The sequence below is a fragment of the Streptomyces sp. NPDC012794 genome (assembly GCF_042901085.1).
Taxonomy (GTDB): domain Bacteria; phylum Actinomycetota; class Actinomycetes; order Streptomycetales; family Streptomycetaceae; genus Streptomyces.
In genome coordinates, this window is sequence record NZ_JBIBCI010000002.1 from 281,183 (window position 1) to 304,595 (window position 23,413).

The following is a 23,413-nucleotide window of genomic DNA, read 5'->3' on the forward strand; positions in this document are numbered from 1 at the left end:
CGCGGCGGCTCCGGCGGCGGGCGTCGTAGGGTCGGGGGCATGAGTGAGCGGCAGGGTTCCGGTGAGGTCCAGCGGGAGTGGCGCGAGTGCGCCGACCGGGATGACGTGGTGCTGCTCGACGGGTTCCACGCGCTGAAGCACGCCCTGCGCTTCGGCGCCGAGGTGCTGGCGGTGGTCGCCGACGAGCCCGGTGCCGTACGGGAGCTCGCCGCCGGGCTGGCCCCGGACGTGGAACCGGAGGTGGCCCGGCTCGTGCGGCGGGCCCCGCTCAAGGAGCTGCTGCCCCGCGCGCACCCCACCGGGGTCGCCGCGCTCGCCGTACGCCCCGGCCGGGAGGCCGGACGGGCCGCGCTGGCGAGGACGCCCCGGCCGGCCCCCATCGTGCTGCTGGACCATCCGCGCAACCTGGGCAACGTCGGCGCGGTGGTCCGCCTCGCCGCCGGCTTCGGGGCGACGGGCGTGGTGACCCGGGGCGACCTGGACCCCTGGCACCCCAACGTGGTCCGGGCCGGGGCCGGGCTGCACTACGCGACCACCGTGGACCGGATGGAGCTGGAGGAGCTGCCCGCCGGGCCGGTGTACGCGCTCGACCCGGAGGGGGAGGACATCCGCGCCCTCACGCTCCCGGACGACGCCCTGCTCGCCTTCGGCTCCGAACGCCACGGCATCTCACCCGAGCTCCGGGCGCGCGCCGACCACCTGGTCTCCCTGCCGATGCGGCCCCAGGTCTCCAGTTACAACCTCGCCACCAGCGTGGCCATGACCCTCTTCCACTGGGGCGGCCCCGCCGCGCGGTGACAAGCGGGGCGCCGGGCCGCCCGCGCCTCCGCCGGCCGCCCGCGCGCGGGACGCCCCCGGGCCGGGCCGGCACGGGGGCGCGGCATCGCGTACGGGCCCGGCCGGCGGGCGGGCCCGTACGCGGTGGCGGGCGGTCGCCGTCAGGCCTGGCGGCGGACCTCCACCACGCGGAAGCGGTTCGCGACGAACGCCCCGTCGCACAGCGCGGCGTTGGCCGCAGGGTTCCCGCCGGAGCCGTGGAAGTCGGAGAAGGCCGCGGTCTGGTTGACGAAGACCCCGCCGGTCAGGTTCAGCGACAGCTGCGCCGACTCCTCCAGGCAGACCTCCTCCACGGCCCGCTCGGTGTCCGCGGAGGTGGTGTACGCCCCCACGGTCATGGCGCCCTTCTCCCGCACCGTACGGCGCAGCAGGTCGAGGGCGTCCGCGGTGGAGTCCACCGCCACCGCGAAGGAGACCGGGCCGAAGCACTCGGAGAGGTAGGCCGCCTCCGGGTCCGGCTTCCCGGCGTCGAGCTTCACGATCACCGGGGTGCGCACGACCGCGTCGGGGAACTCCGGGTTCGCCACCTCGCGGGAGGCCAGCGCGACCTCGCCGAGACCGGCCGCCGCCTCCAGCCGGGCCTTGACGTCCGGGTTCACCAGGGCGCCCAGCAGCGCGTTGGCACGGGCGTCGTCGCCGAGCAGGCCGCCGACCGAGGCGGCGAGGTCGGCCACGACCTCGTCGTACGACTTGTGGCCGGCGTCCGTCGCGATGCCGTCGCGGGGGATCAGCAGGTTCTGCGGGGTGGTGCACATCTGGCCGCTGTACAGCGACAGCGAGAACGCCAGGTTGGACAGCATCCCCTTGTAGTTGTCGGTGGAGTCGACGACGACGGTGTTGACGCCCGCCTTCTCCGTGTAGACCTGCGCCTGACGGGCGTTGGCCTCCAGCCAGTCACCGAACTCGGTCGACCCGGTGTAGTCGATGATCTTGATCTCGGGGCGGACGGCCAGCGTCTTGGCGATGCCCTCGCCCGGCCGCTCGACGGCCAGCGCGACCAGGTTCGGGTCGAAGCCCGCCTCGGCCAGGACCTCGCGGGCCGCCTTCACGGTCAGCGCCAGCGGCAGCACGGCGCGCGGGTGCGGCTTGACCAGGACGGCGTTGCCGGTGGCGAGGGAGGCGAACAGGCCCGGGTAGCCGTTCCAGGTGGGGAAGGTGTTGCAGCCGATCATCAGCGCGATGCCGCGCGGTACGGCCGTGAAGGTCTTGCCGAGCTCCAGCGGGTCCTTCTTGCCCTGCGGCTTGGACCAGGCGGCCTGCCCGGGGACCCGGGTCTGCTCCTCGTACGCGTACGCCACGGCCTCCAGGCCGCGGTCCTGCGCGTGGGGGCCGCCGGCCTGGAAGGCCATCATGAAGGCCTGGCCGCTGGTGTGCATGACCGCGTGGGCGAACTCGTGCGTCCGCGCGCCGATCCGGGACAGGATCTCGATGCAGACCAGGGCGCGCGTCTCGGGTCCGGCGTCGCGCCAGGCGCCCATGCCGGCCCGCATCGCGGGCAGCAGCACGTCCGGGTCCACGTGCGGGTACTCCACGCCCAGCTCCGGGCCGAACGGCGAGACCTCGCCGCCCGCCCAGCCGTCGGTGCCGGGCTGCCCGAGGTCGAAGCGGGAGCCGCGGACGGCCTCGAAGGCGGCGAGCCCGTCGGCCGGGGCGCTCTCCCCGTAGGCCTTGGGGTGCTCGGGGTGCGGGGACCAGTAGGCGCGGCTGCGGATGGCATCCAGCGCCTGGTCCAGGGTGGTCCGGTGCTTCTCGGTCAGCTGGGGGACGGTGAGCTCGGCGGCCATCAGGGACCAACTCCTCGTTGAGCCGGGCGGGATCAGGCTGGTTCGCAGACTGGGATCGGGCGGGGGCGGGTGAAGAAGAGCAGACTGGAGTTAGAGTAACCGAACGATCGGTCGGTACAAGAGGGCCCGGCGGACCTGTGGACAACCGCGTGCGGGAGGATCAGGACATGACAGCAATCGAGCGGGCTCGCACTGTGGCGGTCATCGGCGCCGGGACCATGGGACAGGGCATCGCGCAGGTCGCCCTCCTCGCGGGTCATCCCGTCCGCCTCTACGACTCCGCGCCCGAGCGGGCCCGCGAGGCCGTCCAGACCGTGGCCGGCCGGGTCGAGCGGCTGGTCGCCAAGGGCCGGCTGGACCGGGCCGAGGCCGACGAGGCCGTCCGCCGGCTCGCTTCCGTCGACGCCCTGACCGGGCTCGCCCCCGCCGCCCTGGTGATCGAGGCGATCGTCGAGGACGTGGCCGTCAAGCGCGAGCTGTTCACGGCCCTCGAAGCGGTGGTTCCGCAGGACGCGCTGCTCGCGACCAACACCTCCTCCCTCTCCGTCACCGAGCTCGCCGCCGGCCTGGAACACCCCGGGCGCTTCCTCGGTCTGCACTTCTTCAACCCGGCTCCGCTGCTCCCCCTCGTCGAGGTGATCAGCGGCCACGCGACCGACCCGGCCGCCGCCGAGAGCGCGTACCGCACCGTCCTGGGCTGGGGGAAGACGCCGGTCCGCTGCGCCGACACCCCGGGCTTCATCGTCAACCGGATCGCCCGCCCCTTCTACGCCGAGGCCTTCGCGGTGTACGAGGAGCAGGGCGCCGACCCCGCCACCATCGACGCGGTCCTGCGCGAGAGCGGCGGCTTCCGGATGGGCCCCTTCGAGCTGACCGACCTGATCGGCCAGGACGTCAACGAGGCCGTCACCCGCTCCGTCTGGGACTCCTTCTTCCGCAGCCCCAAGTTCACCCCCTCGCTCGCCCAGCGCCGGCTGGTCCAGTCGGGCCGCCTCGGCCGCAAGACCGGACACGGCTGGTTCCCGTACGCCGGGGACGCGCAGGCGCCCGCTCCGCACACGGCGGGCCCCGAGGAGGCGCCGGAGAAGGTCACCGTCGTCGGCGACCTCGGCCCGGCCGCCGCCCTGGCGGACCTCATGGAGGAGGCCGGGATCCCGGTCACCGCCACCGGGCACGGGGGCCCGTACATCCAGCTGCCCGGCGAGGGCCAGCTGGTGCTCGCCGACGGCAAGACCTCGGTCGAGTTCACCGACGTCGTCTACTTCGACCTCGCGCTCGACTACCGCGACGCGACCCGGATCGCGCTGTCCGCCGGCGAGGACACCTCCGAGCGCACCCTCGCCGAGGCGATCGGGCTCTTCCAGAAACTCGGCAAGAAGGTCTCCGTCATCGGTGACGTCCCCGGCATGATCGTCGCCCGGACCGTCGCGATGCTGATCGACCTCACCGCCGACGCGGTGGCGCGCGGGGTGGCCTCCGCCGAGGACATCGACACCGCGATGCGGCTCGGCGTCAACTACCCGCTGGGTCCCTCCGAATGGCACGCCCGGCTCGGCCGCGACTGGGCGTACGACCTGCTGCACCACCTCGACGAGCGCTGCCCGGGCGGGCGTTACGCTCCCTCGCTCGCACTGTTCAAGCTGGGCTACGCCGCCGGCGAGGACGAGGACGGGGACGGGGACGACAACGGGGAGGGCACCGCGTGACCACGGCCAGGCGGGACACCTACACCCCGGAGACGCTCCTGTCCGTCGCCGTGCAGGTCTTCAACGAGCGCGGTTACGACGGCACCTCGATGGAGCACCTCTCCAAGGCGGCCGGCATCTCCAAGTCCTCGATCTACCACCACGTCGCGGGCAAGGAGGAGCTGCTCCACCGCGCCGTCAGCCGGGCCCTGGACGGCCTCTTCGCGATCCTGGAGGAGCCGGGCGCCGTACGGGGCCGCGCGGTCACCCGGGTCGAGTACGTCACCCGCCGCACGGTCGAGGTCCTGGTCGCGGAACTGCCGTACGTCACCCTCCTGCTGCGGGTGCGCGGCAACACCCGCACCGAGCGCTGGGCGCTGGAGCGGCGCCGCGAGTTCGACCACCAGGTCGCGGAACTCCTCAAGGCCGCCGCCAACGACGGGGACCTGCGCGCCGACGTGGACATCCGGCTCGCCACCCGTCTGCTGTTCGGGATGGTGAACTCCCTGGTCGAGTGGTACCGCCCGCACCCGGGCACCACCCCCGACCAGCTCGCGGACGCGGTGGTCAGCATGGCCCTGGACGGCCTGCGCACCACCCCGGCCCCGTAGTACCGGCCGGCGCCCCGGCCGCGCGCCGGGGGCCGTGCGGCCCGCCGCCGGGGCGGCCGCGCGGCCTGCGTGAGGGCGGGGCCGGTCAGTCCTCGGCCAGGGACGGGCCGGCGGACGGGCCCGGGTCCAGCAGATCCGTTTCCTCGAACACCAGCAGCGTCCGCGTGGACAGCACCTCCGGGATGGCCTGGAGCCGGGTCAGGACCAGCTCCCGCAGGGTGCGGTTGTCCGGGGTGTGGACCAGCAGCAGGACGTCGAAATCCCCGCTGACCAGCGCGATGTGCGCCGCGCCCGGGAGCTCGCGCAGCTTCTCGCGCACCGTCCGCCAGGAGTTCTGGACGATCTTCAGCGTGATGTAGGCCGAAGCGCCCTGGCCCGCGCGCTCGTGGTTGACCCGGGCCGTGAAGCCGCGGATCACCCCGTCGTCGATCAGCCGGTTGATCCGCGCGTAGGCGTTGGCACGCGAGACGTGCACCTGCTCGGCCACCGACCGTATCGACGCCCGTCCGTCCGCCTGGAGCAACCGCATGATCGAACGGTCGATGGGGTCCAGGGGGCGGGGCGGGACAGGTGGGCCTGACGGTGCGCCCCCCGGTGGGACCGGTGCGGAACCCGCTCCGGCCATTTGTTCATCCGGCATTGCCCACTGCCTCCCTCTCCTGGACGTCCTGCACCCATCCCAGGGCCCCGCCGCCACTTTGTCCACAGCCTGGAGCCGCCTGTAGCCAAATTGCGCCAACGACCGAACAATCGGTTGGTGAGGCGCCTCACACGTGGCGTCCCCAGCCCGCTTCCCACGAGGAGGTGTACGCCGCCATGACGGTCCAAGAGCTGCCCGGTGCCGGTGCGTCGCACCACGTCACCCCGCCGCCCGCCTGGAGGCCCCGTATGGAAGCCGCTCCGCTGCTTCCGGACCCCGAGCCCTACCGGGTGCTGGGCACTCCGGCGGCGGAGGGGCTCGACCCCGCCCTGATGCGCCGGTACTACGCCGAGCTGGTGCGGGGACGCCGGTACAACGCGCAGGCCACCGCGCTGACCCGGCAGGGCCGTCTCGCCGTGTACCCCTCCACCGTCGGGCAGGAGGCCGCCGAGATCGCGGCCGCCCTGGTCCTGGAGGAGCAGGACTGGCTCTTCCCGAGCTACCGCGACACCCTCGCCGCCGTGGCGCGCGGACTGGACCCCGTACAGGCGCTGACGCTGCTGCGCGGCGACTGGCACACCGGTTACGACCCCCGCGAGCACCGCATAGCCCCCCTGTGCACCCCCCTCGCCACCCAGCTGCCGCACGCGGTCGGCCTGGCGCACGCCGCGCGGCTGCGCGGTGACGAGGTCGTCGCGCTCGCCATGGTCGGCGACGGCGGCACCAGCGAGGGCGACTTCCACGAGGCGCTGAACTTCGCCGCCGTATGGCAGGCCCCGGTGGTCTTCCTCGTCCAGAACAACGGCTTCGCGATCTCCGTACCGCTCGCCAAGCAGACCGCCGCTCCCACGCTGGCCCACAAGGCCGTGGGTTACGGGATGCCCGGCCGGCTGGTCGACGGCAACGACGTCGCCGCCATGCACGAGGTCCTCACCGAGGCGGTGAAGCGGGCCCGCTCGGGCGGCGGACCGACCCTGATCGAGGCCGTCACCTACCGGATGGAGGCCCACACGAACGCGGACGACGCCACCCGGTACCGCACGGACGCCGAGGTCGAGGCCTGGAAGGCGCACGACCCGGTGGACCTGCTGGAGCGCGAGCTGACCGCGCGCGGGATCCTGGACGCCGAGGGCATCCAGGAAGCGCGCGACGCGGCCGAGGCGATGGCGGCCGACCTGCGCGAGCGGATGAACGCCGACCCCGTGGTCGACCCGATGGACCTGTTCGCGCACGTCTACGCGGAGCAGACCGGCCGGCTGCGCGAGCAGGCCGCCGTGCTCCGAGCCGAGCTGGAAGCGGAGGGAGAGTGATGACGACCGTTGCCGCGAAGCCCGCGACGATGGCGCAGGCGCTCACCCGTGCCATGCGCGACGCCATGGCCGAGGACCCCACCGTCCACGTGATGGGCGAGGACGTCGGCGCGCTCGGCGGCGTCTTCCGGATCACCGACGGGCTCATGAAGGAGTTCGGCGAGGACCGCGTCACGGACACCCCGCTCGCCGAGGCCGGAATCCTGGGCACCGCCGTCGGCATGGCCATGTACGGGCTGCGGCCGGTCGTGGAGATGCAGTTCGACGCGTTCGCCTACCCCGCCTTCGAGCAGCTCCTCTCCCACGTCGCGAAGATGCGCAACCGCACCCGGGGCAGGATGCCGCTCCCGATCACCATCCGCGTGCCCTACGGCGGCGGGATCGGCGGCGTCGAGCACCACTGCGACTCCTCCGAGGCCTACTACACGGCCACCCCCGGGCTCACCGTCGTGACCCCGGCGACGGTCGAGGACGCGTACGGGCTGCTGCGCGCGTCGATCGCGAGCGACGACCCGGTGGTCTTCCTGGAGCCGAAGCGGCTCTACTGGTCCAAGGCGCAGTGGTCGCCGGAGGCACCCGCGGCCGTCCCGGGCATCGGGCAGGCCCTGGTGCGCAGGGCCGGCACGAGCGCCACCCTGATCACGTACGGTCCCTCGCTGCCGGTCTGCCTGGAGGCGGCCGAGGCGGCCCGCGAGGAGGGCTGGGACCTGGAGGTCGTTGACCTGCGCTCGCTCGTCCCCTTCGACGAGGAGACCGCCGTCGCCTCCGTACGCCGCACCGGGCGCGCGGTGGTGGTCCACGAGGCCGGCGGCTTCGGCGGGCCGGGCGCGGAGATCGCCGCCCGGGTGACGGAGCGCTGCTTCCACCATCTGGAGGCGCCGGTGCTGCGGGTGACGGGCTTCGACATCCCGTACCCGCCGCCGATGCTGGAGAAGTACCACCTGCCCGGTGTGGAGCGGATCCTGGACGCCGTGGCCCGCCTGCAGTGGGAGAGCTGATGCCGCAGGTATTCGAGTTCAAGCTGCCCGACCTCGGTGAGGGGCTGACCGAGGCGGAGATCGTGCGCTGGCTGGTGGCCGTGGGCGATGTCGTCGCCATCGACCAGCCGGTCGTCGAGGTCGAGACGGCCAAGGCGATGGTGGAGGTGCCCTGCCCCTACGGCGGCGTGGTCACCGCCCGGTTCGGCGAGGAGGGGGAGGAGCTGCCGGTCGGCGCTCCGCTGATCACCGTGGCGGTGGGTGCGGAGCCGGCGTCCGCCGGGGCCGCGTCGGCCGCGGAGGCGGATGCCGAGGGCTCGGCCAACGCGCCCCGGCCGCTGATCGGGTACGGCTCCGACCACTCCCGCCCGGCGCGTCGGCGGCGGGTGCGACCCGTCACCGCCGCGGTGTCGGCGCCCGTCGCGGCGCCCGCCCCGGTCGCGGCCGCCCCGGTCGAGGCGGCCGCCCCGGTGGTGTCCGCCGGGCCGGTGCCCGTCATCTCGCCGCTGGTGCGCAAGCTGGCCCGGGACAACGGGGTCGACCTGCGGTCGCTGCGCGGATCGGGGCCGGAGGGCCTGATCCTTCGGGCCGACGTGGAGGCCGCGCTGAGGGCCCCCGAGCCCGTGGCCGCCGTTGCCGCCGCGCCCGTGTCGGCGCCGGCGGGGGAGCGGATCCCGCTCAAGGGGCTGCGGGGCGCGGTGGCGGAGAAGCTCTCGCGCAGCCGGCGCGAGATCCCCGAGGCCACGTGCTGGGTCGACGCGGACGCCACCGAGCTGATGGCGGCGCGCGCCGCGATGAACGCCGTGGACGGGCCCAGGATCTCGGTGCTGGCGCTGCTGGCCCGGATCTGCACGGCCGGACTCGCCCGGTACCCGGAGCTCAACTCCACGGTGGACCTCGCGGCCAACGAGATCGTCCGGCTCCCGGCCGTGCACCTGGGCTTCGCCGCGCAGACCGAGCGCGGGCTGATGGTCCCGGTGGTCCGGGACGCCCACACGCGCAGCCCGGAGTCGCTGTCGGCGGAGTTCGCCCGGCTGACCGAGCTGGCCCGGGCGGGGAAGCTCGCCCCGTCGGACCTGACCGGCGGCACGTTCACCCTGAACAACTACGGGGTGTTCGGCGTGGACGGCTCCACGCCGATCATCAACCACCCCGAGGCGGCCATGCTCGGTGTGGGCCGCATCATCCCGAAGCCGTGGGTGCACCGGGGCGAGCTGGCCGTCCGTCAGGTCGTGCAGCTGTCCCTGACCTTCGACCACCGGGTTTGCGACGGCGGCACGGCGGGCGGCTTCCTGCGGTACGTGGCCGACTGCGTGGAGAACCCGGCGGTGCTGCTGCGCGGCCTTTAGGCCGTTTCGCCGTCTTCCTCGCCGGCAGCCTCGGCGAGGCCCGGCCCGGGCCGGGCGGGTCCCTGGTGGCACGGCCCGGGCCGTCGGAGCCCTCCCCGGCCGGGGGTGGCTGCCCCGGTCAGTGCCGCGTAGGAAGGGCCGGGGCGGTCCAGGCGGTGTGCCGGAGCATCGCGCGGACGCTCGCCCCGGAGGGGGCCAGCCGCAGCGCCGTGTTGCGGGCGGTCACCGCGAGGGGGTGGGCCAGCCGGTGGCCCAGCCGGCCGGCCCGGCGGGCCGCGCGGGCCACCGCCTCGGCGCGCGGCCGCCGCACGGCGTCGTAGCGGTTCAGGGCCGCCTCCACGGTCGGTCCGGCGGCCAGTTCCGCCGCCAGCACCACCGCGTCCTCCAGCGCCTGGCAGGCCCCCTGGCCGAGGTTCGGGGTCATCGCGTGCGCGGCGTCCCCGAGCAGCGCCACCCGCCCGACGGCGTACGAGGGCAGCGGGGTCACCAGCTCGTGGACGTCGTGGTGCAGCACGTCCTCGGGCCGGGTCGCCGCCAGCAGCTCCGGCACCGGGCTGTGCCAGCGCCCGAAGCGGTGCCGGAGCGCCGCGAGCGGGTCCGCGTGCCGCAGGCCCGGCGGCGCCGCGAGCACCGCGTGCCATTCGGCGCGGCCGTCCGCGAACGCGATGTGCCCGAACTCCGCACCCCGGCCCCAGGTCAGCGCGAAGTCGCTGTCCGTCCGCACGGGTGCCCCGGTGATGGCGCGCAGCACCGTCGACCCGCTGTAGCGCGGGCCCGGGTGCCCGGGGAAGAGGCGTGCGCGGATGCCGCTGCGCACCCCGTCGGCGGCCACGACCAGGTCCGCGCCGGGACGGGCGGGCGTCCCGTCGAGGGTGCCCACTCCCGTCCGCAGGCAGGACGCCGGCAGGGCCTCGCGCAGCAGCCGGTGCAGGGCGGCGCGCGGGAGGCCGGTCATGAGGACGGCCTCCCCGTCCAGGCGGGAGAGCCACCGCCCGTCGGGAGTGCGGGTGCCGCCGGTGTACTGGCGGCGCGCGGCCTTCCGTACGTCCGGGCCGACGCCCAGCGTGTCCAGGGCGCGGATCCCGTTGGCGGCGAGGGAGATCCCGGCCCCCGCGTCGTCGAGCACGGGGGAACGCTCCAGCACGGTGACGTCCCAGCCCGTGCGGTGCAGCCCGATCGCCGCCGCCAGTCCGCCGATGCCCCCGCCGATGACCAGTGCCGTCCGGCTCATCACGCACCTCTTTTCTACACCTGTAGAAGCGTTGGGGGTGCAGCGTACCCGGCACCTTCTACAGCTGTAGAAGGCGGGGTGTACAAATGAGGGGGTGAGCGAAGAACGACGAACCCTCCTGGCCGACGCCGCCATCGAGGTCCTGGCCGACCTGGGCATGCGCGGGCTGACCCACCGGGCCGTGGACCGGGCCGCCGGGCTGCCGCCGGGCACCACCTCGGCCTACCTGCGCACCCGGGCCGCCCTGCTGACCGCGCTCGTACGCCGCCTCGTGGCCCGGGACCAGGCCGAACTCCAGGCCGCCGGGGAGCGGGCCCCGCTCCCCCGCACCCCGGCCGAACTGACCGACGGCCTCGCCGCGCTGACCACCGCCCGGCTCACCGGCGAAGGGCGCCGGCGGTCACTGGCCCGCTACGCCTGCGCCCTGGAGAGCGTCCGCGACCCGGAACTGCGCGAGATCCTCGTCCCCCGCGAGAACGCCGGGCGCGACACCGTACGGGCCTTCCTGGCCGCGTACGGCGTACCCGACCCGGAGGCCCGCACCCTCACCCTGCTGGCCTGCGTGGACGGCCTGGTCCTCGACCGTCTGCCGACCGGCACCGAGGTCCCCCGCGAAGCCCTGGAAGGGCTCGTCGCGGCGGCCCTGCGCTGAAGCCGCGGGGCGGCCGGCACGGCGCGGCCGGCGCGACGCGGCGTCAGACCGTCAGCAGCAGCTTGCCCACGTGGGTGCCGGCCTCCATGACCCGGTGGGCCTCGGCCGCCTCGGCGATCGGGTACGCCGCGTGGACCACCGGGCGGACCCGGCCGGCGGCGATCAGGGGCCACACGTGCTCCCCCACGGCCGCCATGATGGCCGCCTTCTCCTCCAGCGGGCGGGTGCGCAGGGTGGTCGCCGTGATCGCCGCCCGCTTGGCCAGCAGGGTGCGCAGGTCCAGCTCCGCCTTCACCCCGCCCTGGAGGCCGATCACCGCGAGCCGGCCGTTCACGGCCAGTGCCTCCAGGTTCCGCGCGAGGTACTTCGCGCCGATGATGTCCAGGATCACGTCCGCCCCGGCCCCGCCGGTCGCGGCCCGCAGCTCCTCCACGAAGTCCTGCTCGCGGTAGTCGATCAGGATGTCCGCCCCCAGCTCCGCGCAGCGCGCCAGCTTCCGCTCGCCGCCCGCCGTCACAGCCACCCGCGCGCCGACGGCCTTGCCCAGCTGGACGGCCATGGTGCCGATCCCGCTGGAGCCGCCGTGCACCAGCAGGGTCTCGCCCGGACGCAGCCCGGCCACCATGAAGACGTTGGACCAGACCGTCGCGACGACCTCCGGCAGCGCGGCCGCCGTCACCAGGTCCACCCCCTTCGGCACCGGCAGCAGCTGCCCCGCCGGGACGGCCACCCGCTCGGCGTACCCGCCGCCGGACAGCAGCGCGCACACCTCGTCACCCACCGCCCAGCCCGAGACACCCGGCCCGAGCGCGACGACGCGCCCGGAGCACTCCAGGCCGGGATGGACGGAGGCACCCGGCGGGGGGTCGTAGAAGCCCTGCCGTTGCAGGACGTCGGCGCGGTTCACGGCGCTCGCCGCGACCTCGACGAGCACCTCCCCCTCGCCCGCCACCGGATCGGTTACTTCGGCCCAGACCAGGGCCTCGGGGCCGCCGGGCCGCTCGATCGTGATCGCATGCATGGCGCGGAATCTACCGGGCCTACTCCACCGGGCCCAGGGTGACCTGGGGGCCGGCCGGGGGTACGGCCCGCACGATGGTGATCACGCGGTCGGTCAGCTGGAGCGGACTCGCGTGCGGGTCGTCGTACGCGAGCAGCCGGTGTCCGCGCAGGACGCTGACGACGAGGTCACCGGTGTCGCGGACACTGCGGCCCACCTCGGCCTTGGTGACGGGTCGTTCGATCAGGTCCAGGCCGCTGCCCTGCTGGATCAGGTCCTCCATCACGGTGCCCGCGCTGGGGCTGAGCACCGACAGGCCCAGCAGCCGTCCCGCCGCGCTGGCGCTCGTGATGACCGCGTCCGCGCCGGACTGCTTCAGCAGCGGTGCGTTCTCCTCCTCGCGGACCGCCGCCACGATCTTCGCGCCCCGGTTGAGCTGCCGGGCCGTCAGGGTCACCAGGACGGCGGTGTCGTCCCGCTGAGTGGCGATGATGATCTGACGGGCCTTCTGGAGCTCGGCCCGCAGCAGTACTTCCGAGCGGGTGGCGTCACCGACGACGCCGGTGAACCCCTCGGAGTTGGCGATGTCGATGACCTTGGCGCTGGGGTCCACGATGACGACCTGCTCCCTCTGGAGGCCGGTCGCCAGCAGCGTCTGCAGGGCGGAGCGGCCCTTGGTGCCGAAGCCGACGACGACCGTGTGCTCACGCAAGTTCTTCCTCCAGCGGTTCAGCCGCCACTCTTCGCGGGTCCGTTCGGTGAGGACCTCCAGGGTGGTCCCGACCAGGATGATCAGGAACAGCACGCGCAACGGGGTGATCAGCAGGACGTTGACCAGCCGCGCGCTGTCGCTGTGGGGGACGATGTCGCCGTAGCCCGTGGTCGACAGGGTCACGGTCGCGTAGTAGACGCTGTCAAGGAGGTCGACCTTCCCGTTGGCGTTGTCGTGGTAGCCCTCGCGGTCGAGCCAGACGATCAGCACCGTCAGGCACAGGACGAAGAGGGCCATCAGCAGTCGCCGGGTGACCTGCCGCAGGGGCTTCTCGACGACCCGCTTGGGGAGTTTGACGCGGCGTGAGACGAGCTTCTCGTCGGCGCCCCGCGCCATGGCGTCCTGGCCGTGGAGTTTCACGTGAAACATCCTCCCGCGGCCCAGGGCAGATCGAGGATCTCCAGGTCCTGCCCCGACCGGGCACCGTGCGGTGGTACGACGGCCAGCGCGTCGGCGCCCGCCAGCCCGCGCAGCATCGCCGGGCCGTTGTAGCGCAGCGGTACGGCGTGTTCGTCGGTCAGCAGCACCGGCACCAGCCGGGTGTCGTACGGGTGGCCGGGCACGTCGCCCTCCACCGGCACCGTGTAGCGGGGCCGCTGGCGGCGGCCGGCGAGGGCGCGCAGCAGCGGCTCGGCGAGGGTGAGCAGCCCGGACACGGCGGCGAGCGGATTGCCGGGCAGCCCGACCACGTGCTGGGCCTCCTCCCGGTCGCCGAGGCGGGCCAGCAGCATCGGATGCCCGGGGCGCACGGCGACCCCGTCCACCAGCAGCTCGGCCCCGGCGCGCTTCAGCACGGGGTGGACGTGGTCGACGGGGCCGGAGGCGGTGCCGCCGGTGGTGACGACCACGTCGGCGGTGGAGCCGGTGACCGCCTCCAGCAGGGCCTCGGCCCCGGCCGGGTCGTCGCCGAGCCGGCGCGTGCCGGTGACCTCGGCGCCGAGCCGGCTGAGCCAGGGGCCGAGCATGGGGCTGAGGGCGTCCCGGATCAGGCCGTCGTGCGGGCGCCCCTCGGTGAGCAGTTCGTCGCCGAGGACCAGGATCTCCACGCGGGGCCGGGGCCGGGTGACCAGCTCGTCGTACCCGGCGGCGGCGGCGAGGCCGAGCACGGCCGGGGTGACGAGCGAGCCGACGGGCAGCAGCAGGTCGCCCGAGCGGCACTCCTGGCCGCGCGGCCGGATGTCCTGCCCGGTGTTCACGGGCCGGTCGGCGTAGAGCTGGGTGCCGGACTCGCGGGCGTGCTCGCTGCGGATCACGGCGGTGGTGTCGACGGGGACCCGGGCGCCGGTGGCGATCCGTACGGCCTCGCCGTCGGCGAGCGGCTCGGGCGGCTCGTTCCCGGCGAGGATCCCGTCGCCGGGGCGGACGCGCCAGGGGCCGGGGCCCGCCACGGCCCAGCCGTCCATGGCCGAGGTGTCGAAGGACGGCAGGTCGCTGAGGGCTTCCAGGGGCGCGGTCAGCACTTCGCCGAGCGCGTCCGCGAAGCGCACCCGGTGGGTGCGGGCGGGCACGGCGGTGCCCGCCCGTGCGGCGGTCTCGCGGGCGCGCAGCCAGGGGGCGGCGCGGTGGCCGCCGGCGCCGCCGGAGCCGGAGTCGGGGTGGCGGCTGACCAGGGCGAGGGCCTCGTCCAGGGCGCCGTCGGCGTCGGTACGGGTCATCCGGAGCCGGTCTCCTCGGGGTGGGGGTTCTGGGCCTCGGCGGCCCAGCGCAGTGCCAGGTCGGCGGCCTTGCGGGAGGCTTCCGCGACGGCCTGGACGGGGTCGGCGCCGGTGGCCTCGGCGCGGGCGGCCGCGTAGCCGACGAGGAACGTCGTCAGCGGGGCCGCGGGCCGGGCCACGCCGTGGGCGGCGTCACGGGCGAGGTCGAGCAGGGTCGCGACGTCGACGGCGACGTCGTCGATCCCGAGTTCGCTCTTGGCGGCGGTGATCCAATGCTCCAGCACGCTCCCATGCTCCCTGATCCGGGCGCGGGCCGCTGCGAGGTCCTCCCAGGTGTCGCAGTCGAAGGAGGCCAGGGGCGCGGCGGAGACCACCCGGGTCAGGTGGAGTTCGGCGGTGAGGGCGCGCAGCGGGAGGCCGTGCAGGGTGCCGTGCTCGGTGGCGAGCAGGGCGATCTCACGGTGCAGGGGCTCGGTGCGGTAGGCGGCGACGAGGGGCTGGTCGCGGCCGTCCGCGTCCCGCAGCAGGGCGCCGTCACCCGGGCCGTCGGCGGCGGCCGTGAGCAGGGCCCGGACGGTGTCCCGGTCCAGGAAGGGCAGATCGGCGGAGAGTACGAGGACCAGCCCGGCGCTGGTCCGGCGGATCCCGGCGTCCAGCGCGGCCACGGGTCCGCCGCCGGGCGGGTCCTCGCGGGTCCAGCGCACGGGGCGGGCCGTCGCCGTCCGGGCGCCGACCACGACGGTCTCGGCGGCGTCCGCGCAGGCCGCCAGGACACGGTCGAGGAGGGTGCGGCCGCCGACGTGGAGGGTGGGCTTGTCCGCCCCGCCGAGGCGCCGGGCGGCGCCGCCGGCGAGGACGATGGCGTCGTAGCTCATGCCCCTGAGTATGCGCGGCCCATATCGCGGCCGTCACCGCCCACTTAGGGGGTGCCCGACGGATCCCGCCCGGCCCCGGCCGCCCGGCCCCGGCCGCCCGGCCCCGGCCCGCCAGGCTCCGGCCCGCCCGGCCCCGGCCCACCCGCCCGGCCCCGGCCCACCCGCCCGGCCCCGCGGCTCGCCGCGCCGTCGCCCGTCGCCCGTGCCCCGGGCCGGTCCGGCCCCGATCCGCCGGACACGCACCGGCCCCGCCCGGCCCGCCCCGCGAGGCGCGGCCCCGGAACGGACGCGGGCTCCGTCCGGCGGTGGCCGGACGGAGCCCGTGGCAGCGGTGGGGCGGCCGGTGCGGCGCCCCGGTCGGCACCGCGCGAGCGGTGCCGGGATCAGAGGTACGGGCCGGAGCGGACCGCGCCGTGGGGGCCGTCCTCGCTGTCGTCGTCGTGCGAGCTGCCCGGCGGGAGGGCCCGGCGCATCTGTTCCAGCTGGGCCCGCGCCGCCATCTGCTGCGCGAACAGGGCCGTCTGGATGCCGTGGAAGAGGCCCTCCAGCCACCCCACCAACTGGGCCTGCGCGATGCGCAGTTCCGCCTCCGAGGGGACCGTTTCCTCGGTGAACGGCAGGGAGAGCCGCTCCAGTTCCTCGACCAGTTCCGGCGCGAGGCCGTCTTCGAGTTCCTTCACCGACGCCGCGTGGATGTCCTTCAGACGGACCCGGCTGGCCTCGTCCAGAGGGGCGGCGCGCACTTCTTCCAGAAGTTGCTTGATCATGCTGCCGATGCGCATGACCTTGGCGGGCTGTTCGACCATCTCCGTCACCGGGACCTCGCGCGACTCGTCATCGGTGCCGCCGACCGCCATCCCGTCCTGGCCCACGATCAGCACGTGCGGGGGGCTGTCCTGCGACCGTTCACTCCTCGGCATCTCCATGCCGTCATTCTCTCGCACACCTGCGTCTCATCACGGTGTGCCCCCGTACGGGCGTGATCCACCCTGTACGGGGGCAGTGACCTCAGCCCGCCGCCCGCCGGGCCAGCGCCCCGCTCGACCTGGTGACCAGCGCGGCCAGCAGCGCCGCGCCCAGCGGTACGAGGACCAGCAGGCCCGCCAGCGTCTCCCACGGCACCGCGATCGGTACGTACAGCTCGGTGTCGAGCGCCGAGGCGTTGCCCGTTTCGATGCCGTACCGGATGAGCCGCAGCTGTTCCCGCTCCTGGGTCAGCCGCAGCCCGACCGCCGGCAGGATCCCGGCCGCGGAGCCGAGGACCACGCCCATCAGGGCCACGACCCCGCACTGGAAGCCGCTGAGCGTGCGCCGTACGCGCGGGGCCGCACCGACCGCCGCGAGGGTCTTCAGGTCGGCCTCCGAATCGGCCTGGGCCAGGCCCGTCGCGATACCGGCGGCACCGATGGTGACCAGACCCGCGAACACCCCGAGGATGAGCAGGCCCAGGGTGTGCTGCTCCTGGTAGCCCTCCTCCAGCTTGAGTTCGGCGTCGGCGCCCATCCGGTCGATCTCCCCGTCCATCCGCTGCCGTTCCTCGGTGGCCGCCTTGCGGTCGAGGCTGAAGTACGAGCCGACGGGGGCCGTCGCGATACCGGCGGCGCGGGCGGCGGCGGGCGGCAGGACCAGCTCGACGCCCCAGGCGTTGGCGGTGTCGGGCGCCTGGTGGACGGTGAGGACCTTGTCCTGGCCGGGCGGTTCGGCGCGCCGCTCGGCGGCCTTCTCGGCGGCGGCCGCATCGGTGACGACCCGCAGGGTGACCTTCCCGTCCTTGACCTGGTTCCGGTTGAAGGAGACGGGCCTGCCCTCCTTCAGCGCGGCCGCGGAGCCCGGGTCGCCGACGGCCAGGACCCGCATCAGCTTCTCGTCGGCGACGACGGTCAGGAAGGGGGTGGGGAAACGCTTCTCCGCGCAGCGCGGGTCCTGCCGCAGCTCCCGTAGCCGGTCCGGCGGGAAGGAAGCCGCCCCGTGCTCGGCCTCGGAGATCGGACAGCGCTGTTCCTTCGGGACGATGACCTCGACCCGTCCGCAGACCTGCGTCCCTCCCCTGGAGGAGCAGTTCGGGTTGCCCACGACCAGCCGGTCCACGTCGGCCCGTACCGCCACGGGCAGGGTCTTGGAGAGGGTGTCGCGCAGGGCCGGCATGTCCTTGTGACCGCTGTTGTCGCGGCTCGTCAGATACCCGGCCCCGGAGGGGAGTTCGGCCACGTACTCGTGCCGGTACTGGACGTCGCGGCTGTGCTGGTAGGTGGAGACCGCCACCGTCCCCGCGACGGCGGCCAGTACGGCGGCCACCGCCGGGGCCGTACGCCCCCGGTTGCGGACGGCGTCGCGCAGGGCGAGCCGGGGCGACAGCGGCAGCCATCGCCCGAGCCGTCCGAACAGGCCGACCAGCAGCGGAGTGAGGGCGACGACACCGAGCTCGGCGAGCGCACTGCCGCCCATCACGAAGGTGGTGCTGACCCGGTACCGGCTCCCGTACACGACGATCACCGTGCCGCCGGCGATGGCGAGCACCCCGATGAGGGGCAGTACCCGGCCGGCGCGGCGCACCCCGCGCCGGCCGGTGAGGGAGGACAGCACCGTCTGCCGGGAGGCGGTGACGGCGGGGGCGACCGCGGCCAGCAGGCCGGTCACCACGGCGAGCAGGGCGATGCCCAGCAGTTCCAGCGGTCGGGCCTCGAAGCCGCCGAAGCGGGCGCCGAGCTTCTCCTCCAGCAGGGGCCGCAGTCCCAGCGTGAGGGCCACACCGGTCAGCGTGCCGATGACCGCGGCCACCGCGCCGAGCACGATGCCGCCGGAGAGGACGACGGCCCGGATGTGCCGCCGGTCGCCGCCGTTGGCGCCGACCAGGCCCAGCTGGCGGCGTGAGCGCCGGGCGCCGACCGCGAAGGCGGGTCCGGCGAGCAGGCAGATCTCCAGCATGGCGAGGCCGACGACGGTGACCAGTGCGGACTGCTCGGTCACCCCGCCCTGCTCCGGCAGGGTGAACTGCTCCTTCGGCTGCTGCTTGAACAGCGGCACCTCGGAGTCGGCCGGCGGGTGCAGGGCGACGGCGCGGGAAAGAACGAGCGCGCCCCGCTTGTTGACCTCCGTGACCATGTTCCACGTGAAACCACCGCCGCCCACCGAGACGAGGTAGGACGACCGGGGAGTGATCCCGGGTGCTCCGGTGGCCTTGAGCGCCTTGTCGAGCGGGTCGAGCACGGTGCCCGGCAGGGCGAGCAGTTCCGGGTGCAGGAGCTTGTCCGGGATCTCGTACGCGCCCACGATCCGGTACGGCACCTGGGAGCCGCGCGGGGTCGTGGAGGAGCCCACGGACAGGCCCGAGGCCTTCAGGAAGGCATGGGTGGCGACGACCTCGCCCGGGCCCTCGGGCATGCGCCCCCGGCCGAGCGTGATCAGGCCCCGGGTCAGCGGGTCGCGCACGTCCAGCTCGCGCAGGTCGGTCCCCAGCAGCCCGTGCGCGGTGTGCATCTTGGCGAAGCCCTTGCTGTCCTCGACGGCCCGCACCCCGGGCGGGAGCGCCGACTTCAGCGGCTGCCGGTCCTCCTCCCGGCCGGGGCGGTACTTCTCGTAGCCGCCGACCGGCGCGTACTGCTCGCCGTTGGGGTGCTGGTAGATGGCCGCGTCCAGGCCGGCGGGGCTGATCCGGGCGTCGGCGGCGCCGAGCTCACGGGTCATCCGCTGGTCGGTGGAGAGCTGGGCACTGCGGAAGGTGAGGTCGATGGCGCTCATCCCGATGACGGGCAGGGCGAGCATCGCGAGAACCAGGGCACTGCGGCCCTTGGCGCGCCACGCGTCGCGGCGGGCGATGCGCAGGGCGGCGATCCAGGAGTGGTACCAGGCGGTGAGGGGGAAGGTCACAGGCCGGCCGCCCGCCCGGGGAGCAGCGAATCGGCCTGGCTGCGCAGGGTCTCGTCGACGACGCTGCCGTCGCGCAGGAAGACGACCCGGTCCGCCCAGGCGGCGAAGCGGGGTTCGTGCGTGACGAGGACACCGGCCGCGCCCGCGTCGCAGCGGGCGCGCAGCAGCGCGAGCACGGACTCGCCGGTCTCGGAGTCGAGGGCGCCGGTGGGCTCGTCGGCGAGGACCAGGCGGCGTTCGCCGACCAGGGCGCGGGCGATGGCCACGCGCTGCTGCTGGCCGCCGGACATCTCGTCGGGGAAGCGGTCGGCGAGCTGCGGCAGGCGTATCTCCTTCAGTGCGGCGATGGCCGCGCGGCGCGCCTTCCGGGCGGATGTCCCGTCGAGTTCGAGGGGCAGGGCCACGTTCTCGGCGGCGGTGAGGGCCGGGATCAGGTTGTAGTCCTGGAAGACGTAGCCGATGCTGCGCCGGCGCAGTGCGGCCAGCTGCCTGCGGGAGGCGGTGGTGATGTCGACGCCCTCGACGAGGACGCTGCCGCTGGTGGGGGTGTCGAGTCCGCCCGCGAGGGTGAGCAGGGTGGACTTGCCGGAGCCGGAGGGGCCCATGACGGCGATGAGTTCGCCGGGGTGGACGTCGAGGTCGACCCCGCGCAGGGCGTGCACCTCCGTGGCGCCGGTGCCGTGGGTGCGTACGAGTCGGTTCAGCTGGAGTACGGGGTGTGAGCCGTGGTGCTGGTGCTGGTCGGGCATGAGGGATCCCCCCTGGATCGTTCGTTCAGCCGCGCCGCGTGCGGGCGGCAGGGCTGGTGGGGCCGGCGGGGCCGGTGGCGCCCGGGCTGGTGGCGACCGCGGACACCGCGGACACCGCAGACACCGCGGACACCGCGGGCTTCGAGTCGACGCCGGACGTGCTGCCCGCGCCCGGCGTTTCGGGTCCCGGGCTGGCCGCGTCCGCGGGGCCGAGCGCGGCCAGCCGGACGAGCCGGGACTCGCAGTGGTCGAGCCAGCGCGCCTCGGCCTCGGTCTGGAAGATCAGCTGTTCCAGGACCAGCAGCCAGGCCAGGTCGTCGCGCTCGCGCGCCTGCCCGCTCTCGATGGCGGTGAGGGCCCGGGCCTTGAGCCGGGTGTAGTCCTGCATCGCCTTGAGCGTGGCGTGCCGCTGGGCCTGGATGACGGCGCGGATGTCCACCCCGGGTGCGCCCACGGCCATGGCGAGCTTGATGGACAGTTCGTCGCGGGGCGGGTTGGTGCGGTCGACGGGGCGCTCGTACCAGTCGTGCAGTTCGGCGAGGCCGCCTTCGGTGATGGCGTAGAGGGTGTGGCCGGCCTCGTCCTCGCCGCCGGGGGCGACGAGCCCGTCGCGCTCCAGACGGGCCAGGGTCGTGTAGACCTGCCCGACGTTGAGCGGCCAGGTGGAGCCGGTGCGGGATTCGAATTCGGTGCGCAGCTGGGAGCCGTAGCGGGGGCCCCGTTCCAGCAGTGCGAGAAGGCCGTGACGGATCGACATACTCAGTATGTATACCGAGTATGCTCGCGGATGCAAGCGCCCCCGGGCCCCCCGGGGCCGCCCCCCCGGGCCGGTCGCAGAGCTGGCGGGACCCGCTACCGGCCCCGTCGCAGCCGCATGCCCATGTACCCGAGGCCCAGTCCCATCAGGGCCAGCCCGGTGCCCAGCGGGAGGAGGTCCGCTGCCAGGTCCGCGGCCCGTTCGTTCTGATCGGTGCCCAGCGCGGTGAGGGGGGCCGTAGGGCTCGGGGCCGCGCTCGGCGGCGGCGTGGCCGGCCCCGGGCGCTCCGGCAGGGGGTGCGCCGGAGGGACCGGGTGCGTCGGGCGGACCGGGCGCACCGGGCGGGAGACGGCGGCGAAGCCGGGGCCGACCGGTTCGTCGGCGGGCCGCCCGGGGCGCTCCCGCCCGACGCCCGCTGGGCTGCCGGCGAGCTCCTCGTACGCCTCTTCGGGTACTTCGGCCACCCGGCCGGGGCGTTCGGGCGCGGCGACGGCCGGGGCGCGGGCGGGGGCGGCGCTCGCGGGCGCGGTGGCCAGCAGCGCGGCGGTGGCCAGCGTGGCCGCGGCGGTCCAGTGCGGCAGGCGGAGGCGTGGAGTCACGGGGTGCCCCTCCCCTTCCATGCGGCCCGGACGCCCGATGCCGGACGTCGCACTCAGGCTTGCATAGTGGGGCGAAGCGGGCATGCCGGGTGGCCCGTCAGGGTGCCCCGGACGCCGGTACCACCGGTCCGGCGGTACGCGGCCGCGCACCGGGCGCCGCGGCCGTGGCGGGGGCCGCCGCGCGGCCGTGGCGGCGGCCCTGGCGCCCGCGCGCCCGCCGCCGCCGGAGTACTCCCCCTACTGCGGGTTGCCGGTGGACACGACCAGCGTGAACTCCGTGCCCTCCTTGGCCACGTCGGTCCCGGAAGCCGGCAGCTGCTCCAGGACGGTGTCCTTGCCGTAGACGGCCTCGTCGCGATCCTGGATGGTGAACCTCCAGCCCGCGGCCTGGATGCACTCCTTGACCGAGCGCAGGTTCTTGTACCGGAAGTCCGGGGCCACGACCTTGGTGGCGTCCTTGTAGGACTTCGTCGGGCTCTTGCACTTCTCCACGTCGATCGTGCGCGAGGGGTCCGGGCCCTTGTGGCCGGCCACCGTCGAACCGGACGCGGACGCTGACGCCGAGGCGGACGGGGACGCGCTCTTGCCCTTGTCGTCGTCCATGTTCAGCACCGCGATCAGGCCGCCGATGGCCAGCAGGGCCACCGCCACGGCGCCGACCACGACCGGCGTGTTCCGCTTGCCGCCGCCCGAGGAGGCCGCCGGGGCGGGCGTGGGCGAGATGGTGAACGGCGGCGGCGTCTGCGGCGCGTACTGCTGCTGCGCCATGGGCGCGGTGGTGTGCGGGTACGCGTAACCGCCCTGCTGCTGCGCCTGCTGAGGCGCGTACGGGGACGGCGGCGGGGTCTGGGCCTGGTACGGCTGCTGGAGCGACTGCGGCGGCGGCGACTGGAAGCCGGAGTCCACCGGCGGGAAGACGGCCGAGCCGACGCCCGCCCCGCTGCCGCCGACGGCGGCGTTGGGGACGATGGCGGGAGCCCCCGTGTGACCGGCCGACATCACGCGCATGATCTCGTCGCGCATGGCCGCGGCCGTGGGGAAGCGCTCGTTCGGGTTCTTCTTCAGCGCCCGCGCGACCAGTGCGTCCATCGCAGGGGTGATCGACCGGTTGACGGCCGACGGAGCCACCGGCTCCTCCTGGACGTGCGCGTACGCGATGGCCAGGGGCGAGTCCGCGTCGAAGGGGATCCGGCCCGTCAGCAGCTGGAACAGCATGATGCCCACGGAGTACAGGTCGGAGCGGGCGTCCACGCCGCGCCCCAGCGCCTGCTCGGGCGAGAGGTACTGGGGGGTGCCGACGACCATGCCGGTCTGCGTCATCGAGGTGACGCCCGACTGCATGGCGCGGGCGATGCCGAAGTCCATCACCTTGACGACGCCGCGCTTGGTCATCATCACGTTGCCGGGCTTGATGTCGCGGTGGACCAGGCCCATCTCGTGACTGGTCTCCAGGGCCGCCAGCACGTCGGCCGTCACCTTCAGGGCCTTGTCCGCCGGCATGGCGCCGTACTGGCGCACGTCCGCGTCGAGGACCGAGCCGAGCGGCTGCCCCTCCACGTACTCCATGACGATGTACGGCATGACCGTCTCGTCGCCGCCGCCGGAGCCGAAGGTGACGGTTCCCTCGCCGGTGTCGAAGACCGAGACGATGTTGGTGTGCGACAGTTTCGCAACAGCCTGCGCTTCACGCCGGAAGCGCTCGCGGAAGGACGCCTCGCGCCCGAGTTCGCTGTGCAGGGTCTTGATCGCGACCTGGCGGTCGAGCGCGGAGTCGTACGCGAGGTAGACCGAGGCCATGCCCCCCTCGCCCAGCAAATCCCTTAGCTGATAACGGCCACCGGCCAGGGAGCCGCCTGCGTACCGGCCCTGCGTGCCGTCCTGGCTCATGACTGTTGCTTCCCCTCGGGCTGTTTCCCTACGCGTCTGGCTGAGCGCATGTCGCGCCCAGTCTGCCGGAGGGCAAGCACACGTCAAGCCGGTGCCCGCTGCGTGACCACGGGCCTACGGGGCGTCTGTGGCCGAACGGTGACCGGTTCGGAGGCTGTAGCGTTCATCGGAGCACC

The 23,413-nt window shown here is 74.4% G+C and carries 20 protein-coding genes; 7 read left to right on the forward strand and 13 right to left on the reverse strand.

Annotated elements, in window-relative coordinates:
* The first annotated feature begins 39 nt into the window (after positions 1-39).
* A complete protein-coding gene (locus tag ACFY7H_RS04450; RefSeq protein ID WP_388932913.1) occupies positions 40-798 on the forward strand; it encodes a TrmH family RNA methyltransferase in 759 nt (252 codons plus the stop codon).
* Positions 799-938: 140 nt separating this feature from the next.
* On the opposite strand, the gene paaN is transcribed toward ACFY7H_RS04450, so the two are convergent.
* Positions 939-2,621, reverse strand: a complete 1,683-nt coding sequence (paaN, locus tag ACFY7H_RS04455) for a phenylacetic acid degradation protein PaaN (RefSeq protein ID WP_388932915.1) — start codon at positions 2,619-2,621, stop codon at positions 939-941.
* Positions 2,622-2,788: 167 nt separating this feature from the next.
* Between paaN and ACFY7H_RS04460 the strand changes: the two genes are divergently transcribed.
* Together ACFY7H_RS04460 and ACFY7H_RS04465 are read left to right on the forward strand one after the other, a co-directional pair.
* Positions 2,789-4,327: a 3-hydroxyacyl-CoA dehydrogenase gene (locus tag ACFY7H_RS04460; RefSeq protein ID WP_388932918.1), complete on the forward strand. Its 1,539-nt coding sequence runs from the start codon at positions 2,789-2,791 to the stop codon at positions 4,325-4,327.
* Positions 4,324-4,917 (forward strand): TetR/AcrR family transcriptional regulator, encoded by a 594-nt coding sequence (locus tag ACFY7H_RS04465; RefSeq protein ID WP_388932921.1) that lies wholly within the window; start codon positions 4,324-4,326, stop codon positions 4,915-4,917. The genes ACFY7H_RS04460 and ACFY7H_RS04465 overlap by 4 nt, the downstream gene beginning before the upstream one ends.
* Before the next feature lie 85 nt (positions 4,918-5,002).
* Here the strand turns inward: ACFY7H_RS04465 and ACFY7H_RS04470 are convergent, their stop codons facing one another.
* Entirely contained in the window at positions 5,003-5,557 is a 555-nt protein-coding gene (locus tag ACFY7H_RS04470; RefSeq protein ID WP_388932924.1) for an Lrp/AsnC family transcriptional regulator, read from the reverse strand.
* Positions 5,558-5,733: 176 nt separating this feature from the next.
* Between ACFY7H_RS04470 and pdhA the strand changes: the two genes are divergently transcribed.
* Genes pdhA through ACFY7H_RS04485 form a run of 3 tightly spaced genes read left to right on the forward strand, consistent with a single transcriptional unit; the run spans position 5,734 to position 9,193 of the window.
* Positions 5,734-6,867, forward strand: a complete 1,134-nt coding sequence (gene pdhA / locus ACFY7H_RS04475; RefSeq protein WP_388932925.1) for a pyruvate dehydrogenase (acetyl-transferring) E1 component subunit alpha — start codon at positions 5,734-5,736, stop codon at positions 6,865-6,867.
* On the forward strand, positions 6,867-7,865 hold the full coding sequence (locus ACFY7H_RS04480) for an alpha-ketoacid dehydrogenase subunit beta (RefSeq protein ID WP_388932927.1): 999 nt from the start codon (positions 6,867-6,869) through the stop codon (positions 7,863-7,865). The genes pdhA and ACFY7H_RS04480 overlap by 1 nt, the downstream gene beginning before the upstream one ends.
* A complete protein-coding gene (locus ACFY7H_RS04485; protein ID WP_388932930.1) occupies positions 7,865-9,193 on the forward strand; it encodes a dihydrolipoamide acetyltransferase family protein in 1,329 nt (442 codons plus the stop codon). The genes ACFY7H_RS04480 and ACFY7H_RS04485 overlap by 1 nt, the downstream gene beginning before the upstream one ends.
* A 118-nt stretch (positions 9,194-9,311) precedes the next feature.
* Here the strand turns inward: ACFY7H_RS04485 and ACFY7H_RS04490 are convergent, their stop codons facing one another.
* Positions 9,312-10,424, reverse strand: coding sequence for an FAD-dependent monooxygenase (locus tag ACFY7H_RS04490; RefSeq protein ID WP_388932933.1), 1,113 nt, complete (start codon positions 10,422-10,424; stop codon positions 9,312-9,314).
* A gap of 94 nt (positions 10,425-10,518) precedes the next feature.
* Between ACFY7H_RS04490 and ACFY7H_RS04495 the strand changes: the two genes are divergently transcribed.
* Positions 10,519-11,076 carry a TetR/AcrR family transcriptional regulator gene (locus tag ACFY7H_RS04495; protein ID WP_388932935.1) on the forward strand — a complete coding sequence of 186 codons (558 nt, stop codon included), beginning with the start codon at positions 10,519-10,521 and terminating at the stop codon, positions 11,074-11,076.
* Between the two features lie 43 nt (positions 11,077-11,119).
* Here the strand turns inward: ACFY7H_RS04495 and ACFY7H_RS04500 are convergent, their stop codons facing one another.
* The 10 genes from ACFY7H_RS04500 to ACFY7H_RS04545 form a co-directional block, all read right to left on the reverse strand.
* Positions 11,120-12,097: an NAD(P)H-quinone oxidoreductase gene (locus tag ACFY7H_RS04500; RefSeq protein ID WP_388932937.1), complete on the reverse strand. Its 978-nt coding sequence runs from the start codon at positions 12,095-12,097 to the stop codon at positions 11,120-11,122.
* Between the two features lie 19 nt (positions 12,098-12,116).
* Entirely contained in the window at positions 12,117-13,217 is a 1,101-nt protein-coding gene (locus ACFY7H_RS04505) for a potassium channel family protein (protein WP_388932939.1), read from the reverse strand.
* Positions 13,205-14,503, reverse strand: a complete 1,299-nt coding sequence (locus ACFY7H_RS04510; protein ID WP_388932941.1) for a molybdopterin molybdotransferase MoeA — start codon at positions 14,501-14,503, stop codon at positions 13,205-13,207. The genes ACFY7H_RS04505 and ACFY7H_RS04510 overlap by 13 nt, the downstream gene beginning before the upstream one ends.
* Entirely contained in the window at positions 14,500-15,378 is an 879-nt protein-coding gene (locus ACFY7H_RS04515; RefSeq protein WP_388932944.1) for an NTP transferase domain-containing protein, read from the reverse strand. Before ACFY7H_RS04515 ends, ACFY7H_RS04510 begins: the two co-directional genes overlap by 4 nt.
* A 383-nt stretch (positions 15,379-15,761) precedes the next feature.
* Positions 15,762-16,304 (reverse strand): bacterial proteasome activator family protein, encoded by a 543-nt coding sequence (locus ACFY7H_RS04520; protein WP_388932945.1) that lies wholly within the window; start codon positions 16,302-16,304, stop codon positions 15,762-15,764.
* Between the two features lie 82 nt (positions 16,305-16,386).
* Entirely contained in the window at positions 16,387-19,140 is a 2,754-nt protein-coding gene (locus tag ACFY7H_RS04525; protein WP_388933707.1) for an FtsX-like permease family protein, read from the reverse strand.
* A gap of 101 nt (positions 19,141-19,241) precedes the next feature.
* A complete protein-coding gene (locus tag ACFY7H_RS04530; RefSeq protein WP_388932948.1) occupies positions 19,242-19,994 on the reverse strand; it encodes an ABC transporter ATP-binding protein in 753 nt (250 codons plus the stop codon).
* A gap of 25 nt (positions 19,995-20,019) precedes the next feature.
* Positions 20,020-20,751 (reverse strand): PadR family transcriptional regulator, encoded by a 732-nt coding sequence (locus ACFY7H_RS04535; protein WP_388932953.1) that lies wholly within the window; start codon positions 20,749-20,751, stop codon positions 20,020-20,022.
* A gap of 95 nt (positions 20,752-20,846) precedes the next feature.
* The gene (locus tag ACFY7H_RS04540) at positions 20,847-21,350 is read right to left on the reverse strand and encodes a hypothetical protein (RefSeq protein WP_388932955.1); all 504 of its coding nucleotides are present in this window, start codon (positions 21,348-21,350) and stop codon (positions 20,847-20,849) included.
* 237 nt (positions 21,351-21,587) lie between these two features.
* Positions 21,588-23,237: a protein kinase gene (locus ACFY7H_RS04545; protein WP_388932957.1), complete on the reverse strand. Its 1,650-nt coding sequence runs from the start codon at positions 23,235-23,237 to the stop codon at positions 21,588-21,590.
* Between the last annotated feature and the right edge of the window lie 176 nt (positions 23,238-23,413).

What these genes read in the sequence shown, in the direction of transcription:
- ACFY7H_RS04450 (WP_388932913.1), top strand. Translation starts at nt 40, where the DNA reads ATGAGTGAGCGGCAGGGTTCCGGTGAGGTCCAGCGGGAGTGGCGCGAG.
- paaN (WP_388932915.1), bottom strand. Translation starts at nt 2,621, where the DNA reads ATGGCCGCCGAGCTCACCGTCCCCCAGCTGACCGAGAAGCACCGGACC.
- ACFY7H_RS04460 (WP_388932918.1), top strand. Translation starts at nt 2,789, where the DNA reads ATGACAGCAATCGAGCGGGCTCGCACTGTGGCGGTCATCGGCGCCGGG.
- ACFY7H_RS04470 (WP_388932924.1), bottom strand. Translation starts at nt 5,557, where the DNA reads ATGCCGGATGAACAAATGGCCGGAGCGGGTTCCGCACCGGTCCCACCG.
- pdhA (WP_388932925.1), top strand. Translation starts at nt 5,734, where the DNA reads ATGACGGTCCAAGAGCTGCCCGGTGCCGGTGCGTCGCACCACGTCACC.
- ACFY7H_RS04480 (WP_388932927.1), top strand. Translation starts at nt 6,867, where the DNA reads ATGACGACCGTTGCCGCGAAGCCCGCGACGATGGCGCAGGCGCTCACC.
- ACFY7H_RS04485 (WP_388932930.1), top strand. Translation starts at nt 7,865, where the DNA reads ATGCCGCAGGTATTCGAGTTCAAGCTGCCCGACCTCGGTGAGGGGCTG.
- ACFY7H_RS04490 (WP_388932933.1), bottom strand. Translation starts at nt 10,424, where the DNA reads ATGAGCCGGACGGCACTGGTCATCGGCGGGGGCATCGGCGGACTGGCG.
- ACFY7H_RS04500 (WP_388932937.1), bottom strand. Translation starts at nt 12,097, where the DNA reads ATGCATGCGATCACGATCGAGCGGCCCGGCGGCCCCGAGGCCCTGGTC.
- ACFY7H_RS04505 (WP_388932939.1), bottom strand. Translation starts at nt 13,217, where the DNA reads ATGTTTCACGTGAAACTCCACGGCCAGGACGCCATGGCGCGGGGCGCC.
- ACFY7H_RS04510 (WP_388932941.1), bottom strand. Translation starts at nt 14,503, where the DNA reads ATGACCCGTACCGACGCCGACGGCGCCCTGGACGAGGCCCTCGCCCTG.
- ACFY7H_RS04515 (WP_388932944.1), bottom strand. Translation starts at nt 15,378, where the DNA reads ATGAGCTACGACGCCATCGTCCTCGCCGGCGGCGCCGCCCGGCGCCTC.
- ACFY7H_RS04520 (WP_388932945.1), bottom strand. Translation starts at nt 16,304, where the DNA reads ATGGAGATGCCGAGGAGTGAACGGTCGCAGGACAGCCCCCCGCACGTG.
- ACFY7H_RS04525 (WP_388933707.1), bottom strand. Translation starts at nt 19,140, where the DNA reads ATGCTCGCCCTGCCCGTCATCGGGATGAGCGCCATCGACCTCACCTTC.
- ACFY7H_RS04530 (WP_388932948.1), bottom strand. Translation starts at nt 19,994, where the DNA reads ATGCCCGACCAGCACCAGCACCACGGCTCACACCCCGTACTCCAGCTG.
- ACFY7H_RS04535 (WP_388932953.1), bottom strand. Translation starts at nt 20,751, where the DNA reads ATGTCGATCCGTCACGGCCTTCTCGCACTGCTGGAACGGGGCCCCCGC.
- ACFY7H_RS04545 (WP_388932957.1), bottom strand. Translation starts at nt 23,237, where the DNA reads ATGAGCCAGGACGGCACGCAGGGCCGGTACGCAGGCGGCTCCCTGGCC.